This is a genomic window from Rhizobium sp. BK112, assembly GCF_014193215.1.
In the GTDB taxonomy this organism is placed as follows: Bacteria; Pseudomonadota; Alphaproteobacteria; order Rhizobiales; family Rhizobiaceae; genus Rhizobium; species Rhizobium anhuiense.
This window is the reverse complement of record NZ_JACHYZ010000004.1, coordinates 489,930-509,295: the sequence shown is the minus strand read 5'-3', so window position 1 is coordinate 509,295 and position 19,366 is coordinate 489,930. Positions and strand designations below refer to the sequence as shown.

The following is a 19,366-nucleotide window of genomic DNA, read 5'->3' as shown; positions in this document are numbered from 1 at the left end:
ATTCGATCGTTGAAGATGGCGTGCCAGTGCTCAATGCGACAGCAGGATAGGCAAGCTGATATTGGTCAGCACGGCTTGAGTAGCGCCGCCGAGCACGAATTCGCGCAGACGCGAATGGCCGAACCCGCCCATGACGAGAAGGTCTGCCCGCAATTCGAAGGCTTTGGTCTGCAGCACCTCTCCGACTGGTTCGCCGCGCGCACGCACGCGCGTCGCCTCCGCGACGACACCGCTCTTCAGCAGATTCTCCACCAGATAATCGCCGGTCTCGAATTCCACCGGCTTCTCGTCGATGACGGAAAGCAGGCAGACCTTGGAAGCCCGTTCCAGGAAAAACGAGGCATCATGTGCCGCCCGTGCGGCAGCGCGGCTGCCATCCCAGGCGATGGCGACGTGATCCATCCGGCCGCCGAAAGGTGCGGACGGATATAGGATGAGCGGCCGACCTGACGCAAACAGCACCGCCTCGACGATCGGACGGGAGATCCCGGCCGATTCCAGAAGCACGAGATCGTAGGCGCGCGATGCTTCCGAAAGGACCTCGACGACGAAAGGCTCCGCAGTCTTGATCTCGCGCGTGCGCACATCCACGGAAGCGCCTTTTGCCGCATCGACCGCCATCCGGGTCAGCGCCGAGGCACGCTTGCGGCTGAGCGCCCCGGCATCCCGCGCCATCTTCGCCGCATCGATGATCAGCGACGACAGGGCATTGGACACGTCGGGAACGGTAATCTCCACCGCACAGACGGTCAGCGTCGCCTGCATGTGGTGCGCAAGTGCGACGGCGTTGGCGATCATGAATTCCGAGGTTGCATCCGGATAGGTGAGGAGCGGAAGAAAGAGGTGTTGCTTCATGCTGATCTCCAAACGGAAAGAGGCGAGAGCTGATATTCGCCACACTCTCGCACCGCCCTGGAATTATGAATTGACGTACGTCAAAGAGGGCGCCTTCTGCGTGACGACGGTGTTGATCGATAGGCTTGCCGGCGCAAGCTATGGACCGATCAAGCTATGCTTGCCGGCTTGCTTTTGACATGCGCACTCTGCCGCCATGCAAGCAGATCGTCCGCGCCAATTCGGATGCGCCCATCCGGTTCGACGTCGCCGCAATCATATTTCGCGGAGGCAATCCGGCTGAACAAATCGATATTTTCCTGAAGCCGGCTTTCGTCGCAGCGTCGTGGTTCTGCGACCTCCTGAAGAGCTCCCCTGTCAATGACGACCATCTAATTTGCGCCGCCCGCATCCATCGCAAGCAACGCTTCCTCGCCGGACGACTTCATCATTCCACTGATCAGTTTTAATGGCATCACCCTATCTCCCGACCGATTGATCTCTTTGGAAAACCTGCCGCAGGAATGTTGTTGGACTGCCTGGGCAAGTTGCCGGACCTTATCCCTGCTCGAAAAGCATGCCTTGATACACATCAAAGGAGACGGCTTGCTGAACGAATGGCAAGGTCCTGCAGGGTGGGAGCTACGCGTGGGCGGCGGAACGCTTCCGGCAGGCCGCTTGCGCAGCCCGCCGGCGCCTCGCGCTCCTCACGCCTCAACGATCACAGCCGTCAGCCGCTTGACCACCGGCAGCACCAGTAGCAGGACAGGAAAGGCGATCGCCTAGGAGAGCAGCCATGCCGAGGGCCACATAGCAAGGGCAGGCGCGGTCAGGCCTTGGGCTCTCACGATACTGATCGCCGAGACGACTGACGTCATCAGCAGCGAGAGGATGAACGGCATGATGATCGTATTGTAACGTTTAGGGAGTTTGCCTTTGAGCATTTCGATCTCCGTAAGGTGCCGATCAGACAATTGCGCAGCGCCGAACGGCGGGTTGCGCGTTGATTGACGTAAACGCTTACGGAGCTTCGATCTGAAGCAACGCCGTCTCTATGGCCGAAAATGTCTTGCCGTTCAAGTCCGCCTCACCTCCTTCCGATCGTCTTTGCCAATTCCTCAACGAAAGGAATTATCCTTGTTGCCGCAATCAGCGATTCGGCTCCAGGACCTTCAGCCAATGACCAGAGCAAGACGCCGCCGCATCATCCGGACCAGACGAACCCTGACCGGGCTCGCCCTCGTCGGCTCGATTTCGTTTCTCGCCGGTATGACTGATGCAACCGGTCTTCTGCTCACCGGCGATTTCGTTTCCTTCATGACCGGCAATACGACGCGGGCCGCACTCGCCTTGAGTGAGGGCAATCTTTATCACGCGGCAGTCCTGGTCTCTGCCATCATCGTCTTCGTGCTCGGCAATGCGGCAGGCATCGTCATCTCTCATCTTTCGCAACGCCGCATCTTCGTGGTGCTTGGCTGCGTCGGCCTCGTCCTGGCGCTCGCCTCGATGATGACGGTGCAAAACATGCTCTTCGCCCGGTTCTACCTGATCGTTTTTTCCATGGGCATGGTGAACGCCGCCGTCGAGCACATCGAAGGCCTGCCGATCGGCCTGACCTATGTAACCGGTGCCCTGTCGCGCTTCGGCCGCGGGATCGGCCGCTGGATCATCGGTGATCGTCGTGTCGAATGGACGATCCAGATCGTACCCTGGGGCGGCATGGTGCTTGGTGCAATCGTCGGCGCCGTCCTGACGCGGCTGACCGGAGCGCATGCGCTGTGGCTGGTCTCCCTCTTTGCCATGGCGCTGGCGCTTGTCGCCATGCTCATCCCGCGGCCGCTCCAGCGCCGCTTCAATCAGAAGATCCCGCCGCACGGATCGGTCGTGCGGCGCGCGAAATAGACCGTCGCATTCCTGTTACCGTCGAATCGGATAGAAGGGACCGCCGCCAATCCTCAAGGAGTGGGTCTTGTTCCTGATTTCGAAGCTTGTCTGGATTTTTGCTCAGCCGCTGTCGCTGGCATTCTTCCTCGTCTTCTTGGCCCTCATTGCCGGCCTTCTGCGCTGGCGTATCTTAAGTATCCTCGGCGCAGCTGGTTCGGCCCTCATCCTTTTCGTTACGCTCTACACCACGGCTGGCAACCTCCTGATGCAGGGTCTCGAGCAGCGCTTCGCAAAGCCGACCGCCGATCCCGACAACCTGCAATGCATGATCGTGCTCGGCGGCGCCTTCGAAAACGAGGTGAACACGGCGCGCCACGGCATAGAATTCAATGGCGGAGCCGACCGCTTCGTCGAAGCTCTGCGGCTCGCGCAAAAATTTCCGCAGTCGCGCATTCTGGTATCGGGCGGCGACGGCTCGATCTCGGGCATCTACGAAGGCGATGCGGCGGCATCCGAGCGGTTCTTCCCGCTCTTCGGCGTCGGCAAGGATCGCCTGATCGAGGAGAGACAATCGCGCACGACCTTCGAGAACGCCGTCAACACCAAGGAATTCCTGGCAAGCCAGGGGCTTTCCCATTGCCTGCTGATCACCTCGGGTTTTCATATGCCGCGATCCGTCGGCATCTTCCGCAAGCTCGGCATCGATATCGTGCCCTGGCCGACCGATTATCGCACCGACGGCCAGGTGAGACTTGGATTGGATTTCACCCAGCCGAACCTCAATGCCCAGAACTTGGCAACCGCCATCCGCGAATGGTACGGCCTGGTCGGCTATTATCTCGCCGGCCGCACGTCGGAACTTTATCCGCAATAGAGCGCCGCGCGTCCAACAGGACGCGCCAAGGACGCTCGATCGCTTTGACTTTGCGCATGACCCGAATATCGATTCCGATTTCGGGTCATATGCTGAGCTATTTCTTCGAGATGGTGACGAATTTCGTGCCGCGGACGCGGGCCGTCACGATGCAGGGATCGCCCTCCGTGCGGTCGCAGAAACGCGGATGCATCTTCATCGCCAGCACCATGTTGCCGAAGCGCTGGACGAAGTCGTAACCATAGATCTGCGCCGTCGCGATCATGAAATAACCGCCTTCGGCAACCTGCAGGTAGAAATTATAGGTGCAGCCGTCGTCATTGCATTGCGGCCCCTTCTGCCCGTCGCAGGTCAGCTGACCCTCATTGACCACCGCGTCGATCAGACCGTCATTGTTGATGTCCTGCCGGGTGACGAAGCCGTCGGCAAATTCGGCCGTCTTGCACTGCTCCTGGAAATGTTTCTTCTCGTAGATCTCAGGATCGGAAATCAGCGATTGCTGGCCGAAGGCGACAGCCGGCATGACAAGCAGCAGGACGATATTCAGAACGGCGAGCACCAGCGTTTTCACGGCTTTCCTCTTTGGATAAAGGCTCTGTGGCCCAATGCATGTCGCCAAAACTGTGCAGCGGTTCTAGGACAACGACATGCATCACGTAAAGACTCTAGCTTTATGGCGCCCCCGCCTTGCGCCGCCCTTGCCGCCGTGGTTCTGTTCTCGAGAACAGAATGATTTTAGGCCTAATTGGCCTAAAATCTGAATCCTGTTGTCAATTCAAGAGTTAGAGCATGATGTCATGAGAAAACCGCTCACACTTTTCGGCATCATGCTCTGAACGTCTGCCGGTTCGGGGTTCGCATGTCCTTGCTCGTCTATCTCGATTATGCCGGCATTGCGCTGTTTGCCGCGACAGGCGCGCTCGCCGCGTCACGCAAGCAATTGGACCTCATCGGTTTTTTGTTTTTCGCCATGGTGACGGGAACGGGCGGGGGTACGGTACGTGATATCGTGCTCGGCCGCGTTCCGGTCTTCTGGGTGCTGAACCCAGGCTATATCCTCGTCTGCTGCATCATGGGCGTCATCGTCTTTTTCACCGCCCACCTGCTGGAATCGCGCTATCGTCTGCTGATCTGGCTGGATGCGATCGGCCTTGCCGCCTATTGCGTGATCGGCGCCGCCAAGGGCCTTGCCGCCACCGGCTCCCCGACCATCGCGATCGTCACCGGCACGCTGACGGCGACCTTCGGCGGCATCCTGCGTGATCTGATGGCAAACGAGCCTTCGGTGCTGTTGAGGCCGGAAATCTACGTGACCGCGGCCCTCATCGGCGCCGGTGTGTTCACGGCGGCCAATGCGCTCGGAATGCAGCTCTATCTGGCGTCTGCCTGCGGCGTCGTGGCGGCCTTTGCGGTGCGCGGCGGAGCCCTGTGGTTCGGCTGGACCTTCCCGACCTACAAGCACAAGCCCGGCCGGCATCCCGACGATGTCATGTGAAGCGGCGGTGTCGTCAGCCCTGCTTTGCCCGCAGCCGGATCACCACGTCGACATGAGCGATCTCCATGCCCTCTGGCGGTTCCGGCAGATTGCCGATCGTCAGGTTGCTGACGGGAATGTCGAGCACCTCGTTCTCGCCTTCGATGAAGAAATGGTGATGGTCGGACACATTGGTGTCGAAATAGGTCTTGGCGCTTTCGACGGCGAGGACGCGGATCAGACCGGCTTCCGTGAACTGGTGCAGCGTGTTGTAGACGGTTGCCAGCGAAACCGGCACACCGGCGGCAACCGCCTCCTCATGCAGTTCCTCGACGGTCAAATGCCGGTCGCCCTTGGCAAACAGGAGGTCGCCGAGCGCCACACGCTGGCGGGTAGGGCGCAGTCCTGCACCGCGCAGCCTTACCTCTATTGCGATCGGGAGCGTACCCGTCATCAAGACCAACTCCGGTTATTCTGGCATAAAGCAATCATGTTTCTTCAAGCGGTATAACTTTTGCACCGGAGCCTTTCAATAGTTCAATGAGGGCAAGAGCCTGATAAACGCGGCAAAAACCGGCTTTTGACGCAAATAGGTCTGGTCGCGGCCCTGGCCTTCCTGTATGCGACCACCAAATAATGGCGCAAGCCTGGTCCGGGGCGATGAATGAAGCTGCCTTGCTCGTGCTTCATTTTCTGAAGAACTTGGACTACACGTTCACATCCATCGGCTTCACGCGGGGGGAAAAAGAAACTTTATGACGACCAGACAGTCCAGCTTCTCGTACGACGAACTCATCGCTTGCGCACATGGCGAGCTGTTCGGCCCCGGCAATGCGCAGCTGCCCCTGCCGCCCATGCTGATGGTTCATCGTATCACCGACATTTCCGAAACCGGCGGAGCCTTCGACAAGGGCTACCTCAGGGCCGAATATGACGTGCGCCCCGACGACTGGTATTTTCCCTGCCATTTCGAAGGCAATCCGATCATGCCGGGCTGCCTTGGTCTCGACGGCATGTGGCAGCTGACCGGTTTCTTCCTGGGCTGGCTCGGCGAGGAAGGCCGCGGCATGGCGCTTTCGACAGGTGAAGTGAAATTCAAGGGCATGGTCCGGCCGCATACGAAGCTGATCGAATATGGCATCGACTTCAAGCGCGTCATGCGCGGCCGTCTGGTCCTCGGCACGGCCGACGGCTGGCTGAAGGCGGACGGCGAAACCATTTATCAGGCGGCCGACCTTCGCGTCGGTCTATCGAAAGACAAGACGGCCTGAAACCGCATTTCGAGCGACGGACGAAAACAACAAAGGTTTGATCAGATGAGACGGGTAGTTGTCACGGGTCTGGGTGTCGTGTCCTCGATCGGAAACGACGCGGCCGAAGTCACCGAATCCTTGCGGCAGGCAAAGTCGGGTATCTCCTTTTCGAGCGATTTCGCCGAACATGGTTTCAAATGCCAGGTATGGGGCAGTCCAAAGCTCGGTTCGGCGGAACTTGCCGAACTGGTCGACCGCCGCGCCATGCGTTTCCTGTCGCAGGGCGGCGCCTGGAACCATGTCGCCATGAAGCAGGCGATCGCCGATTCCGGTCTCGAGGACAAGGACATCGGCAACAACGAGCGCACCGGCATCATCATGGGTTCCGGCGGTCCGTCTACCCGCACCCTGATCGAGGCTGCCGAGATCACCGTGAAGAACAACAGCCCGAAGCGCATCGGCCCCTTCGCCGTGCCGAAGGCGATGTCCTCGACCGCATCGGCGACGCTTGCCACCTGGTTCAAGATCCACGGCGTCAATTATTCGATCTCGTCGGCCTGCTCGACCTCGGCGCATTGCATCGGCAATGCCGCCGAAATGATCCAGTGGGGCAAGCAGGACGTGATGTTTGCCGGCGGCCACGAAGATCTCGACTGGACGATGTCCAACCTCTTCGACGCCATGGGCGCCATGTCCTCCAAATATAACGACACGCCGGACAGCGCCTCGCGCGCCTATGACGTCAACCGCGACGGTTTCGTCATCGCTGGCGGCGCCGGTGTGCTGGTGCTCGAGGAACTGGAGCGCGCCAAGGCCCGCGGTGCAAAGATCTATGCCGAAATCGTCGGTTACGGAGCAACTTCGGACGGCTACGACATGGTTGCCCCCTCGGGCGAGGGGGCTATCCGCTGCATGCGCCAGGCGCTCGCCACCGTCAAAGGCGACGTCGACTACATCAATACCCACGGCACCTCGACGCCGGTCGGCGACAGCAAGGAAATTGGCGCCATCCGCGAGGTATTCGGCTCCAGGATTCCGCATATTCAGTCGACCAAGTCATTGACCGGCCATTCGCTGGGTGCTGCCGGCGTGCAGGAATCGATCTATTCCCTGCTGATGATGCAGCAAGGCTTCATCGGCGAAAGCGCCCATATCGCCGAGCTCGATCCGGAATTCGAAGGCGTGCCGATCGTGCGCAAACGGATCGACGACGCGAAGATCGACATTGCCCTCTCCAACTCCTTCGGCTTCGGCGGCACCAACGCCACGCTGGTCTTCCAGCGTTATAACGGATAACAACATGTCGGGAATCATGCAGGGTAAGCGCGGGCTTATCATGGGCGTCGCAAACAACCACTCGATCGCCTGGGGGATTTCGAAAGCTCTCGCCGCACAGGGTGCGGAACTCGCCTTCACCTATCAGGGCGATGCGCTCGGCAAGCGCGTCAAGCCGCTGGCTGCCGAGGTCAATTCGGATTTCGTGCTGCCCTGCGACGTCGAGGACATCGCCTCGGTCGATGCCGTGGTCGACGCGCTCGGTGAGCGCTGGGGCAAGCTCGATTTCATCGTCCACGCCATCGGTTTCTCCGACAAGAACGAGCTGAAGGGTCTCTACGCCGATACGACGCGGGAGAATTTCAGCCGCACCATGGTCATTTCCTGTTTCTCGTTCACCGAGATCGCCAAGCGCTGCGCTCCGTTGATGGAAGATGGCGGTGCGATGCTGACGCTGACCTATAATGGTTCGACGCGCGTCATCCCGAACTACAACGTCATGGGTGTTGCCAAGGCCGCGCTCGAGGCCTCGGTGCGTTATCTCGCCGCCGATTACGGTCCGCGCGGCATCCGCGTCAACGCCATTTCCGCCGGCCCGATCCGCACGCTTGCCGGCGCCGGCATCTCTGATGCGCGCGCGATCCTCTCCTGGAACCAGCGCAATGCGCCGCTGCGCAAGACCGTGACCATCGATCAGGTCGGTAATTCGGCGCTCTACCTGCTCTCCGACCTGTCCGCCGGCGTCACCGGCGAGATCCACTTTGTCGACGCAGGGTTTAACGTCACCTCCATGCCGACGCTGGAAACGCTGCGCAAGGCGGATGTCGAATAAACAACGACCCGATTGAAACTCAAAGGCCGTGCGCAGATGATGCGCACGGCCTTTTTGTTGTATCGGTTGGGATGATCGGTATCGAAGCCGCTTGAGCCCTATTTCTTCGCCCACAGCACCTTGAAGCGGGCGTTGCGGCAGGTTTCACCGCTTTCCCTGAAATTCGCTGCCAGAACCGGCTCGTAAGGCAGGCCGCGATTGGCGACGAGCATCAGGCGGCCGCCGCCGCGCAGGGCGGATGCGGCGGTCTTGATCATGGCCTGGCCGAGCGAAGGTTCGGCGGCGTGACCTTCGTGGAAGGGCGGGTTCATGATGACGAGATCGTATTTGTCCTTGACCGGTTCGCCCGCCAGATCGTGCCAGAAGAAGCGCGCAGGCGCGTTCGGGCAGTTCTCCGCCAGATTGTCCCTGGCCGCCTCCAGAGCCGCGTGATCGGCCTCGTAGAGGTCGAGGCGGGTCAGTCCACGCGATCTCCGCGCCAGTTCCACGGAGAGATAGCCCCATCCGGCGCCGAAATCCGCAACGTCGCCGGTGAAATCCTCAGGCAGGCGCGAAGCGAGCAGTTCCGATCCGGCATCGATCCGGTCATGCGAGAACATGCCGGCGGTCGCATGGAAACGGCCGTCGACGCGCACCGGCGCCTTTGCCAGCTTCGAGATGATCTCGCCGGCATCGGCAGGGCGGCCGAACCAGAAGGCGACACCGTGATATTTCGGCATATGGTCGACGGCGAGATTGAAACCTTCCAACCGCTTGCGCAGCGGCTGGATGCCGTCTTCCTTCGCACCGGCGACGACGATCAGGGCGCCGACCCGTGTGCGCGCGATCGCCGCGGCGAGGTTGGCTTCGTTCTCGCCCTTGTGCTTCGTGCAGAGCACCAGAGCCGCATCGTAGTCGTCGCCGTCGATCTCCGGCTTCGCTTCGATCCGCTGCGCCAGCAGCTGCCGATAGAGCGGCCGGAAGCCCTGGACGGCGCTGAGCGAGGCGGCAAAGCCGTCCGGCAGCGCAAAGCCTGCCTCGGCGCCGAGGAAGAGCACACGCTCGCCCTCGCCGGGCGCCTCGACAGTGCCGCTGGCAAAGGGATGGAACAGGGTCTTCAGCGTCTCGCGGCTCATGGATCTCGTCTCGACTTCGGATACAAAAAGGGCGCGGAAGATTCCCGCGCCCGGAATCAAATCTGGGAGATGCGGCTTATTCGGCCGCTTCTTCCTTCTTCTTGTCGTTCGCAATTTCCTGGCCGGTGGCCTGGTCGACGACCTTCATCGACAGGCGAACTTTGCCGCGTTCGTCGAAACCGAGCAGCTTGACCCAGACCTTATCGCCTTCCTTGACAACGTCCTGCGTCTTGGCGACGCGTTCGGAAGCAAGCTGCGAGATGTGGACGAGGCCGTCACGGGCGCCGAAGAAGTTCACGAAGGCGCCGAAGTCGGCGGTCTTGACAACAGTGCCTTCGTAGATCTGGCCGATCTCAGGTTCGGCAACGATCGAGTGGATCCACTTGCGGGCCGCTTCGATTTCCTTGCCGGAGGAGGAGGCGATCTTGACGGTGCCGTCGTCCTCGATGTTGATCTTTGCACCGGTCTTTTCGACGATTTCGCGAATGACCTTGCCGCCGGAGCCGATGACTTCACGGATCTTGTCGACCGGGATGTTCATGACTTCGATGCGCGGAGCGAATTCGCCGAGCTGGCCGCGGCTTTCGGTGATGGCCTTGGCCATTTCGCCGAGAATGTGGGCGCGACCGCCCTGGGCCTGGCCGAGGGCAACCTTCATGATCTCTTCGGTGATGCCGGCGATCTTGATGTCCATCTGCAGCGAGGTGATGCCGTCGGCGGTACCGGCGACCTTGAAGTCCATGTCGCCGAGGTGGTCTTCGTCACCGAGAATGTCGGAGAGGACGGCGAAGCGATCGCCTTCCAGGATCAGACCCATGGCGATACCGGCAACCGGCTTGGCCAGCGGAACGCCTGCGTCCATCAGAGCGAGCGAGGTGCCGCAGACGGTTGCCATCGAGGACGAGCCGTTCGACTCGGTGATCTCGGAGACGACACGCAGCGTGTAGGGGAACTGCTCAGGCGTCGGCAGCATCGGACGGATCGCGCGCCATGCGAGCTTGCCGTGGCCGATTTCGCGGCGACCCGGGGAGCCCATGCGACCGGTCTCGCCAACAGAGTAGGGAGGGAAGTTGTAATGGAGCAGGAAGCGCTCCTTGTACATGCCCGTCAGGCTGTCGACATACTGCTCGTCTTCGCCGGTGCCGAGGGTGGCAACCACGATCGCCTGCGTTTCACCACGGGTAAACAGCGCCGAACCATGCGTACGCGGCAGAAGGCCGACTTCCGAAACGATCGGACGGACGGTTTCGAGGTCGCGGCCGTCGATGCGGCTCTTGGTGTCGAGGATGTTCCAGCGGACGATTTTCGCCTGCAGATGCTTGAAGATCGCGCCGACTTCCTCGGCCGTGTACCTGGCTTCGCCTTCCTCGGGGAGGAAGTGTGCCTTCACCTTCGCCTTGACGGCATCGACGGCGGCGTAGCGGTCGGCCTTCTGGGTGATCTTGTAGGCTTCGCGAAGTTCACCTTCGGCAAGGCCGAGCATTTCGGTTTCGAGAGCGGAGTAATCTTCCGGCTGGAAGTCGCGCGGCTCCTTGGCGGCAACTTCGGCGAGCTTGATGATCGCGTCGAGAACCGGCTGGAAGCCCCTGTGGCCGAACATGACGGCACCGAGCATGACGTCTTCGTTGAGTTCCTTGGCTTCGGATTCCACCATCAGCACGGCGTCATAGGTGCCGGCGACGACGAGATCGAGGCTCGATTCGTCCATCTCGTCGAGATGCGGGTTGAGAACGTATTCGCCGTTGATGTAGCCGACGCGTGCACCACCGACCGGGCCCATGAAGGGAACGCCGGACAGCGTCAGCGCGGCCGAAGTGGCGACCATCGACAGGATGTCCGGATTGTTTTCAAGGTCGTGCTGGATGACGGTGACGACGACCTGCGTGTCGTTCTTGTAGCCTTCCGGGAAGAGCGGGCGGATCGGGCGGTCGATCAGGCGGGAAACGAGGGTCTCGTTCTCGCTCGGACGGCCTTCGCGCTTGAAATAGCCGCCGGGGATCTTGCCGGCTGCATAGGTCTTTTCCTGGTAGTTGACGGTGAGCGGAAAGAAGTCCTGGCCGGGCTTCGGCGCCTTGGCCGAGACGACGGTGGCAAGAACGACGGTTTCGCCGTAGGTGGCGAGAACCGCGCCGTCGGCCTGACGGGCAATCTTGCCGGTTTCAAGCTTCAGCGGGCGGCCGGCCCACTCGATTTCCACGGTGTGTGTATCAAACATGTCTTGTCCTTCAATGCGGGAGCACGCGCCATCGCCGATATCAAGGCGCAGCGCACAGTCGACCGCAATCAATGTGACGTATCACGGGCAAGACAACGGGAGGCTTTTCATTCCTCGGGTTCCCGGGAAATCCGAAGATTTCCAGCAACCCGAAGGTTCCCTGGGGAACCGGGCCAGCACTCACTGATGAGCCTTGGCCGAAAGCATCCGGCAATCCTGCCCCATGACAGGTCAACGGTTGGTTTGGCAGATCCGGCCCATCCGGGTCTGCCGGTCGTTCCACCGCTTAGATAGGGCGCGGCTGGAACATTTCATCGGGAGCCTTGTCCCGAAACAGATCCGGCGGACGCTCGGAAGCGCCCGCCGGACAATCTTAGCGGCGGATACCCAGGCTGGCGATCAGCTTGGAATAGCGGCCTTCATCCTTCTTCTTGAGATAATCAAGAAGCGAGCGGCGGCTCGAAACCATCGTCAACAGGCCACGGCGGGAATGGTTATCCTTCTTGTGGTCCTTGAAGTGTTCGGTCAGGTTGTTGATGCGTTCGGTCAGGATCGCGACCTGGACTTCCGGAGAACCGGTATCGCCTTCAACGGTCGCATATTCCTTGATCAGCGCAGCCTTGCGCTCAGCAGTGATCGACATCGGGTGATCCTTTCTAAGAGAGGAGATAAAGGTCGCCAAAAGCCGGGATGTCGTCCAGCTTTGGCCGCGAATGCAATCGGGCGTACCCGATGCTGGCGCTGCCTATAAACCATTCAGGCAGCAAAGGGAAGAGGCGTAAAACTGTGCCTCTCTAAAGCGCGTCGCGTCAATCCGGATTCATGCGACGCGCTTTAGGTCTTTGATTTATGCATGTCGTTATCCCCAAAACCGCTGCGCACTTTTGGGCGACATGCATTGGGATAGCCGATCAGCCGAAGACGCGCTTCGGGCGAAACTCGCCCTGGCCGATTTCGCCGATTGCGATCAGCTTGCCGCGGGCCGTCGCATAAGCTTCGCTTTCGGCAACCGGCGCATCGCGGCCACGCACCAGGATCGGGTTACCCATCTTCAGCCGGTGTGCCTGGTCGTCATTGATGACCAGATGGGGCAGGGACGAGAGCGCTTCGCAGGTGTCGATCAGCAGCGCGTCGAGGGCCGCAAGCCGCTCGTCCATATCCTCGATCGCCTCCAGTGCCACGAGATCGGCAAGCGGCACCATGGCCTCTTCCGCAAAGGGCGCGACGAAGGTGCGTCGCAGCCCCGACACATGGCCGAAGCAGCCGAGCTCTCGGCCGAAATCGCGCGCGAGCGCTCTGACATAGGTGCCCTTGCCGCATTCCACTTCGAAATGCGCGCGATCGGCATCCGGGCAGGCGAGCAACGTCAGCCGGAAGATATCGACCTCGCGCGACGGGATTTCGACGGCTTCGCCTTCGCGCGCCAGATCATAGGCGCGTTCGCCCGCTATCTTGATAGCGGAAAACTGCGGCGGCACCTGGTTGATGGTGCCGATATATCCAGGCAGGATATCGCGGATCTGCTGTTCGCTTGGGCGCTTGTCCGAGCTTTCGGTCACCTCGCCCTCGAGATCGTCCGTCGCGCGCTCTTCGCCCCAGCTCACGGTGAATTCGTAGATCTTGCGGCCGTCCATCACATAGGGAACGGTCTTCGTCGCATCGCCGAGCGCGATCGGCAGCATGCCGGAGGCGAGCGGATCGAGCGTTCCGGCATGGCCGGCCTTCTGTGCCTTGTAGAGCCACTTGATCTTGGAAACGGCTTCCGTCGAGCCGAAATCCACCGGCTTGTCGAGGATCAGCCAGCCGGAAATCGGCCGGCCCTTGGGTTTGCGTGGTTTGGACATGCGTCTCTTCTGTTTATTGTTCGTCATTATCGCCGTCGAGGTCGCGTTGGACCTCGGGCGAACGCAGCAGCTCGTCGATCTTCTTGTAATTGTCGAAGCTGGTATCGTCGCGGAAGCGCACCTCCGGCATGTATTTCATCTGCCGAAGCTGCGGCCCGAGCCGGCCGCGGATGAACTTCGCATGACGGTTCAACGCCTCGATGACCACGCTATGGTCGGAAACGCCGAGCGGCGTCACATAGGCGGTGGCGATCTTGAGATCCGGCGACATGCGCACTTCCGAGATCGAGATCACGGTCGCCTCGATGACGTCGTCGCGCACTTCGCCGCGTTGAAGCACCTGGGTGATAGCGGCGCGAACCTGTTCGCCAACGCGCAGCATGCGCTGCGAAGGCGCGGAGGAAGTTGGTCTGGTCATTGTTATCTCTATTTGCCGATGCGGCTGGGAATCGAACCCGTCAAAGGAGAGCGTCCATGACTCTTTTGTTCCAAAAGGTCAAGTCGGCAGATGCCCGAACGCCATCCGCCGGCTGGCGAATGGCGTTCGGGCTGATATATCGTGCGCAGCGGTTTAGAGCGTGCGCGTGATGTGTTCCACGCGGAAGCACTCGATGACGTCGCCGGCGCGCATGTCTTCGTAATTTTCGAAGGCCATGCCGCATTCCTGACCCATCGGCACTTCGGAGACTTCGTCCTTGAAGCGCTTGAGGGTCTTGAGCTTGCCTTCGTGAACGACGACGTCGTTGCGGATGAGGCGGACGCCCGCACCGCGTTCGACCTTGCCTTCGACGACACGGCAGCCTGCGACCTTGCCGACCTTGGTGATGTTGAACACCTCGAGGATCTCGGCGTTGCCGATGAAGGTTTCGCGGCGTTCCGGAGACAGCAGGCCCGACATCGCTGCCTTCACGTCATCCACGAGGTCGTAGATGATGTTGTAGTAGCGGATTTCGATGCCTTCGCGTTCGGCGAACTGGCGTGCCTGCGTATTTGCACGAACGTTGAAGCCGATGATGGCCGCGTTCGAGGCTTCGGCGAGCGAGATGTCCGACTCGGTGATGCCGCCGGCGCCAGAATGGACGATGCGGGCGCGGACCTCGTCGGTGCCGAGCTTCTCCAGCGCGCCGGCAATCGCTTCGATCGAGCCCTGCACGTCACCCTTGATGACAAGCGGGAACTCCTTGATGCCGGCGCTCTGGCGCTGCATCATCATCTGTTCCAGCGAACCGCGCTGTCCCGACTGGCGGGCAGCCGCCTTGTCGCGGGCCAGACGCTGACGGTATTCCGAGATCTCGCGGGCGCGGCTTTCGCTTTCGACGACGGCGAACTTGTCGCCGGCCTGCGGCGTGCCGGACAGGCCGAGCACTTCGACCGGCATTGCCGGACCGGCTTCCTTCACATGGTCGCCCTTGTCGGTGACGAGCGCGCGCACGCGGCCCCAGACGTCGCCGGCGACGATGATCTGGCCAGGACGCAGCGTACCCTTCTGGACGAGCACGGTCGCGACCGCACCGCGGCCGCGGTCGAGCTGGGCTTCGATGACAGTGCCTTCCGCCGTCCGGTTCGGATTGGCCTTGAGGTCGAGAATTTCCGCCTGCAGCAGGATCGCCTCGAGCAGCTTGTCGAGGTTCTTGCCGGTCTTGGCCGAAACTTCGACGTCGAGCACTTCACCGCCCATGGATTCCACGAAGACTTCGTGCTGCAGCAGCTGGTTACGGACCTTCTGCGGATCCGCTTCGTGCTTGTCGACCTTGTTGATCGCAACGATGATCGGAACACCGGCCGCCTTGGCGTGGTTGATCGATTCGATCGTCTGCGGCATTACGCTGTCGTCGGCTGCGACGACCAGGATCGCGATGTCGGTCGCCTGGGCGCCGCGGGCACGCATAGCCGTGAAGGCGGCGTGGCCGGGGGTGTCGATGAAGGTGATCTTCTGGCCGTTCTGCTCCACCTGATAGGCGCCGATATGCTGCGTGATGCCACCGGCTTCACCGGCAACCACGTTGGCATGGCGGATGGCGTCGAGCAGCGAGGTCTTGCCGTGGTCGACGTGACCCATGATGGTAACGACGGGCGGGCGCGAAACCAGTTCGCCATCTTCGTCGGACACGTTGAAGATGCCGAGTTCGACGTCGGATTCCGATACGCGCCTGACCGTATGGCCGAATTCGCCGGCGATGAGTTCGGCAAGATCGGCGTCGATGACGTCGCCCGGCTTCATCATCTGGCCTTCCTTCATCAGGTACTTGATGACGTCGACGGCGCGTTCGGACATGCGCTGCGACAGCTCCTGAATGGTGATGGTCTCAGGCAGAACGACTTCGCGGGAGATCTTCTCGCGGGTTTCCTGCATCTGGCTGCGGCGGAACTTCTCCTGCCGGCGGCGCATCGCCGAAAGCGAACGGCCACGAGCATTGTCGTCGCCATCTGCGTCAGCGGTGGTGATCGTCAGCTTGCCGCGGCGGCGCTCTTCTTCCGTCTTCGGACGCGTCGTGACCGGCTTTGCCGGTTCCGGGCGAACGACACGGCCACGGGCCGGACCGCCGCGCGCAGCGCCGCGATCGTCATCCTCGGTGTCGTTGCGACGGCCACGGACACCGGCCGGTGCGGCGGCGCCCGGCGCCGGACGGGCGTCAGCGGGTGTTGCGGCATCGGGCCGGCGCGCAGCAGGCGCCGATGATGCCGGCCGCGGAGCGTTGGAGCGAGCTTCGGCCACAGCAGGAGCCGGTGCGGCCGCGGCGGCTGCCGGTTCGGCAGCAGCGGGCGCTTCCGCCTGTCGGACAGCCTCTTCGGCGGCCCTGCGGGCTGCTTCTTCCGCTTCGGCCGCCTTGCGGACAACCTCTTCGGCCGCACGGCGCTTTTCTTCCTCGGCGCGGCGAATGGCGTCCTGGGCGTCGCGCGCCTGGGATTCGGCCAATGCGCGGCGGCGGGCGTCCATCTCTTCCGGAGACAGATGGTTCAGCACCACCGGACGCGGACGATCGTTCGAGCGCGGCTGCTGATAGGGCTGCTGCGGACGCTGATTGGTCTGGCTGTTGTTGCCCTGCTGAACCCGCGGTGCCGGCGTCGGCTGCTGCGGGCGTGCCTGCACGGGTGCAGGCGCCGGTTCGGCTGCGCGGACGGGCGCGGGAGCGACAGGTGTGATCGGCTTTTCGTCTTCCGGGCGCATCGGGCGCCGCTTACGGGTCTCGACGACGACCGCTTTGGTGCGACCTCGACCCATATCCTGGCGAACGGTGCCCTGGCTCATCCCCGATGGTTTCAGGGTAAGCGTCTTTTTGCCCGTCACGCTGATTGTCTTGTCGTCGTTACTATCGGTCATTCGTTCCCGTTCCTTCGGACAGGGAGCGATGACTAGATCAGACCCTGTCGTTCAATACTGTCGATCAATGAGAATGGGACCGGCCGATGCCGGTGACCACGTCATTGTTTTTGCCGGCCAGCGCCGCCCGCTGCCCGGGACTGACCGCCAATACGGTACTGTTCGAGCATCTTTGCGCGCTTCACTACACCCTCACCCGCCTGCCCTGCAAGCACTGCGGCATGGATAAAAGCATTCTGGCCCATCAGGCCTTCCATTTCGCTCTCCGAGAAGAGACGGAAGGAAGGTATCTCCTCCTCGGTCTCCATTCCGAGGTGCCAGGCCTTGCGGGCCTGGTCGATTTTCCGGACGCCGTCGTCCGCTGCTTCAGTCGAGTGGAACACCGCAAGCGCTGCTCCGCTTCTGACCGCGGCATCCACTTTCGCGGACCCGCTGACGAACTGGCCGGCTTTCCGCGCCATGTTCATCATCTGCATCAATTGCGCCGCAAGCAGCCGATCGACGCTCGCGCCGAGATCGTCCGCCGCCTTCACATCCATTTTCAGTGCGCGGGCGAAGAGCTTCTTCGCCACCGCCCGGTCGACCAGCGACCGGTCGATTTTCACCCAGCATCCGCGTCCCGGAAGCTCGCGCTTCAGGTCGGCGACAATAGTTCCATCGGGAGCGGCAACGAAGCGGATCAACTCTTCCGGCGATCCGCTTTCGCGCGTCACGATGCACATGCGTCCGTTCACGTCATAACCTGCAAGATCGTCGTCCTCATCAGGGAGAGCGTCCGGCTCATGCACGGTCATCATGCTTCTTGTTCGGCTTCGGTGACCTCTTCTTCGGTCCCCTTCGCCAGGTCCTCTTCGGTAATCCAGCCGGCCGAGAGGCGGGCCTGGACGATCATCTGTTCCGCCTCGACGCGCGAGACGTCGAATTTCGAGAACAGACCCTCGAACTTCTTCGTTTCGCCGTTCTTGCGCTCCGTCCAGCCGACGAGATCGTCGGCCGCACAACCGGCAAAGTCCTCGATCGTCTTGATGCCGTCTTCGCCGAGCGCCACCATCATCTGGGCGGTCATGCCGTCGATTTCACGCAGTTCGTCCTGGACGCCGAGCGCCTTGCGCTTCTCGTCCATCTCGGCTTCGAGACGCTCGAGGAATTCGCGGGCGCGCTGCTGGATTTCCTGCGCCGTCTCCTCGTCGAAACCGTCGATCGAGGAGATTTCGTCGAGATCGACATAGGCCAGTTCTTCAACCGCGGCAAAACCTTCGGAGGCCAGAACCTGGCCGACCATCTCGTCGACGTCGAGCGAATCCATGAACAGGTTGGTGCGCTCGTTGAATTCCTTCTGGCGGCGTTCCGATTCCTCGGCCTCCGTCATGATGTCGATGTCCCAGCCGGTCAGCTGCGAGGCCAGCCGGACGTTCTGGCCGCGGCGGCCGATCGCAAGCGACAGCTGCTCGTCGGGAACGACGACTTCGATGCGCTCGGCATCCTCGTCGAGAACGACCTTGGCGACTTCGGCCGGCTGCAGGGCGTTGACGACGAAGGTCGCCGGGTCCTGGCTCCACGGAATGATATCGATCTTCTCGCCCTGGAGCTCGCCGACGACGGCCTGGACGCGCGAACCGCGCATACCGACGCAGGCGCCGACCGGATCGATCGAGCTGTCGTTCGAGATCACCGCGATCTTGGCGCGCGAACCCGGATCGCGGGCGACCGACTTCACCTGGATGATACCGTCGTAGATTTCTGGCACTTCCATGGTGAACAGCTTCACCATGAACTGCGGATGCGTGCGCGACAGGAAGATCTGCGGGCCGCGCTGCTCGCGACGGACATCATAGACATAGGCACGGACGCGATCGCCATAGCGCACGTTTTCGCGCGGGATCATTTCGTCGCGGCGGATGATACCTTCGCCGCGGCCGAGATCGACGATGACGTTGCCATATTCGACGCGCTTGACGGTACCGTTTACGATTTCGCCGACGCGATCCTTGAATTCGTCGAACTGGCGGTCGCGCTCGGCTTCACGCACCTTCTGCACGATCACCTGCTTGGCGGACTGGGCGGCAATGCGGCCGAAATCCATCGGCGGCAGCGGGTCGGCGATGAAGTCGCCGAGTGCGGCGTCCGGATTGCGGTCGCGGGCCAGCTCCAGCGGGATCTGCGTCGAATAATCCTCGGCCTTGTCGACGACTTCGAGCAGGCGCTGCAGGCGGATTTCGCCGGTCTTCGGATTGATGTCGGCCCGGATGTTGGACTCGGTGCCGTAACGGGAGCGTGCCGCCTTCTGGATAGCGTCGGCCATTGCGGCCAGCACGATCTCGCGGTCGATGACCTTTTCGCGCGCCACTGCATCTGCGATCTGCAGAAGTTCGAGCCGGTTCGCACTGACTGCCATTGTCTTGTTTCTCCGTCTTTACTCCAGGGTTCCCGTCCCTGGAGCGGTC

General features: G+C 61.5%; 18 protein-coding genes and 1 pseudogene. 7 read left to right on the top strand and 12 right to left on the bottom strand.

Going from position 1 to position 19,366, the window contains the following annotated elements:
* Positions 1-30: 30 nt before the first annotated feature.
* Positions 31-855, bottom strand: a complete 825-nt coding sequence (locus FHT75_RS15185) for a universal stress protein (protein WP_029868358.1) — start codon at positions 853-855, stop codon at positions 31-33.
* On the opposite strand from FHT75_RS15185, the gene FHT75_RS35655 reads away from it, so the two are divergent.
* Positions 854-1,033 carry a hypothetical protein gene (locus tag FHT75_RS35655; protein ID WP_183844870.1) on the top strand — a complete coding sequence of 60 codons (180 nt, stop codon included), beginning with the start codon at positions 854-856 and terminating at the stop codon, positions 1,031-1,033. The two genes, FHT75_RS15185 and FHT75_RS35655, sit on opposite strands and share 2 nt — an antisense overlap.
* A gap of 508 nt (positions 1,034-1,541) precedes the next feature.
* On the opposite strand, the pseudogene FHT75_RS15180 reads toward FHT75_RS35655, so the two are convergent.
* Positions 1,542-1,778: pseudogene (locus FHT75_RS15180) on the bottom strand (DUF2798 domain-containing protein).
* A 235-nt stretch (positions 1,779-2,013) separates the two neighbouring features.
* Here FHT75_RS15180 and FHT75_RS15175 point away from each other — a divergent pair.
* Both FHT75_RS15175 and FHT75_RS15170 read left to right on the top strand, forming a co-directional pair.
* Entirely contained in the window at positions 2,014-2,736 is a 723-nt protein-coding gene (locus tag FHT75_RS15175; protein ID WP_029868356.1) for a YoaK family protein, read from the top strand.
* A 67-nt stretch (positions 2,737-2,803) separates the two neighbouring features.
* Complete coding sequence (locus FHT75_RS15170; protein ID WP_029868355.1) at positions 2,804-3,592, top strand: YdcF family protein; 789 nt, start codon at positions 2,804-2,806, stop codon at positions 3,590-3,592.
* A gap of 97 nt (positions 3,593-3,689) precedes the next feature.
* Here FHT75_RS15170 and FHT75_RS15165 read toward each other — a convergent pair whose 3' ends face one another.
* Positions 3,690-4,163 carry a hypothetical protein gene (locus FHT75_RS15165; protein WP_029868354.1) on the bottom strand — a complete coding sequence of 158 codons (474 nt, stop codon included), beginning with the start codon at positions 4,161-4,163 and terminating at the stop codon, positions 3,690-3,692.
* Between the two features lie 288 nt (positions 4,164-4,451).
* Between FHT75_RS15165 and FHT75_RS15160 the strand changes: the two genes are divergently transcribed.
* Positions 4,452-5,087 carry a trimeric intracellular cation channel family protein gene (locus FHT75_RS15160; RefSeq protein ID WP_063473397.1) on the top strand — a complete coding sequence of 212 codons (636 nt, stop codon included), beginning with the start codon at positions 4,452-4,454 and terminating at the stop codon, positions 5,085-5,087.
* A gap of 13 nt (positions 5,088-5,100) precedes the next feature.
* On the opposite strand, the gene irrA is transcribed toward FHT75_RS15160, so the two are convergent.
* Positions 5,101-5,520, bottom strand: coding sequence for an iron response transcriptional regulator IrrA (gene irrA / locus FHT75_RS15155; RefSeq protein WP_047617346.1), 420 nt, complete (start codon positions 5,518-5,520; stop codon positions 5,101-5,103).
* Positions 5,521-5,821: 301 nt separating this feature from the next.
* On the opposite strand from irrA, the gene fabA reads away from it, so the two are divergent.
* Genes fabA through fabI form a run of 3 tightly spaced genes read left to right on the top strand, consistent with a single transcriptional unit; the run spans position 5,822 to position 8,426 of the window.
* Complete coding sequence (gene fabA / locus FHT75_RS15150) at positions 5,822-6,337, top strand: 3-hydroxyacyl-[acyl-carrier-protein] dehydratase FabA (protein WP_047617348.1); 516 nt, start codon at positions 5,822-5,824, stop codon at positions 6,335-6,337.
* A 45-nt stretch (positions 6,338-6,382) separates the two neighbouring features.
* Positions 6,383-7,615: a beta-ketoacyl-ACP synthase I gene (gene fabB / locus FHT75_RS15145; protein WP_047617350.1), complete on the top strand. Its 1,233-nt coding sequence runs from the start codon at positions 6,383-6,385 to the stop codon at positions 7,613-7,615.
* Between the two features lie 4 nt (positions 7,616-7,619).
* Complete coding sequence (gene fabI, locus FHT75_RS15140) at positions 7,620-8,426, top strand: enoyl-ACP reductase FabI (protein ID WP_063473396.1); 807 nt, start codon at positions 7,620-7,622, stop codon at positions 8,424-8,426.
* Positions 8,427-8,524: 98 nt separating this feature from the next.
* Here fabI and FHT75_RS15135 read toward each other — a convergent pair whose 3' ends face one another.
* From FHT75_RS15135 to nusA, 8 genes are all read right to left on the bottom strand, one after another.
* Complete coding sequence (locus tag FHT75_RS15135) at positions 8,525-9,541, bottom strand: class I SAM-dependent methyltransferase (protein WP_063473414.1); 1,017 nt, start codon at positions 9,539-9,541, stop codon at positions 8,525-8,527.
* Positions 9,542-9,617: 76 nt separating this feature from the next.
* Positions 9,618-11,756, bottom strand: a complete 2,139-nt coding sequence (pnp, locus tag FHT75_RS15130; RefSeq protein ID WP_047617635.1) for a polyribonucleotide nucleotidyltransferase — start codon at positions 11,754-11,756, stop codon at positions 9,618-9,620.
* 373 nt (positions 11,757-12,129) lie between these two features.
* Positions 12,130-12,399 carry a 30S ribosomal protein S15 gene (gene rpsO, locus FHT75_RS15125; RefSeq protein WP_047617353.1) on the bottom strand — a complete coding sequence of 90 codons (270 nt, stop codon included), beginning with the start codon at positions 12,397-12,399 and terminating at the stop codon, positions 12,130-12,132.
* A gap of 268 nt (positions 12,400-12,667) precedes the next feature.
* Positions 12,668-13,600, bottom strand: coding sequence for a tRNA pseudouridine(55) synthase TruB (truB, locus tag FHT75_RS15120; protein WP_063473395.1), 933 nt, complete (start codon positions 13,598-13,600; stop codon positions 12,668-12,670).
* 13 nt (positions 13,601-13,613) lie between these two features.
* Positions 13,614-14,018, bottom strand: a complete 405-nt coding sequence (gene rbfA, locus FHT75_RS15115) for a 30S ribosome-binding factor RbfA (protein ID WP_047617355.1) — start codon at positions 14,016-14,018, stop codon at positions 13,614-13,616.
* 153 nt (positions 14,019-14,171) lie between these two features.
* The gene (gene infB / locus FHT75_RS15110; RefSeq protein WP_097544483.1) at positions 14,172-16,922 is read right to left on the bottom strand and encodes a translation initiation factor IF-2; all 2,751 of its coding nucleotides are present in this window, start codon (positions 16,920-16,922) and stop codon (positions 14,172-14,174) included.
* A gap of 101 nt (positions 16,923-17,023) precedes the next feature.
* Positions 17,024-17,719 (bottom strand): RNA-binding protein, encoded by a 696-nt coding sequence (locus FHT75_RS15105; RefSeq protein WP_088930316.1) that lies wholly within the window; start codon positions 17,717-17,719, stop codon positions 17,024-17,026.
* Entirely contained in the window at positions 17,716-19,317 is a 1,602-nt protein-coding gene (nusA, locus tag FHT75_RS15100; protein ID WP_047617359.1) for a transcription termination factor NusA, read from the bottom strand. The genes FHT75_RS15105 and nusA overlap by 4 nt, the downstream gene beginning before the upstream one ends.
* Positions 19,318-19,366: the final 49 nt, after the last annotated feature.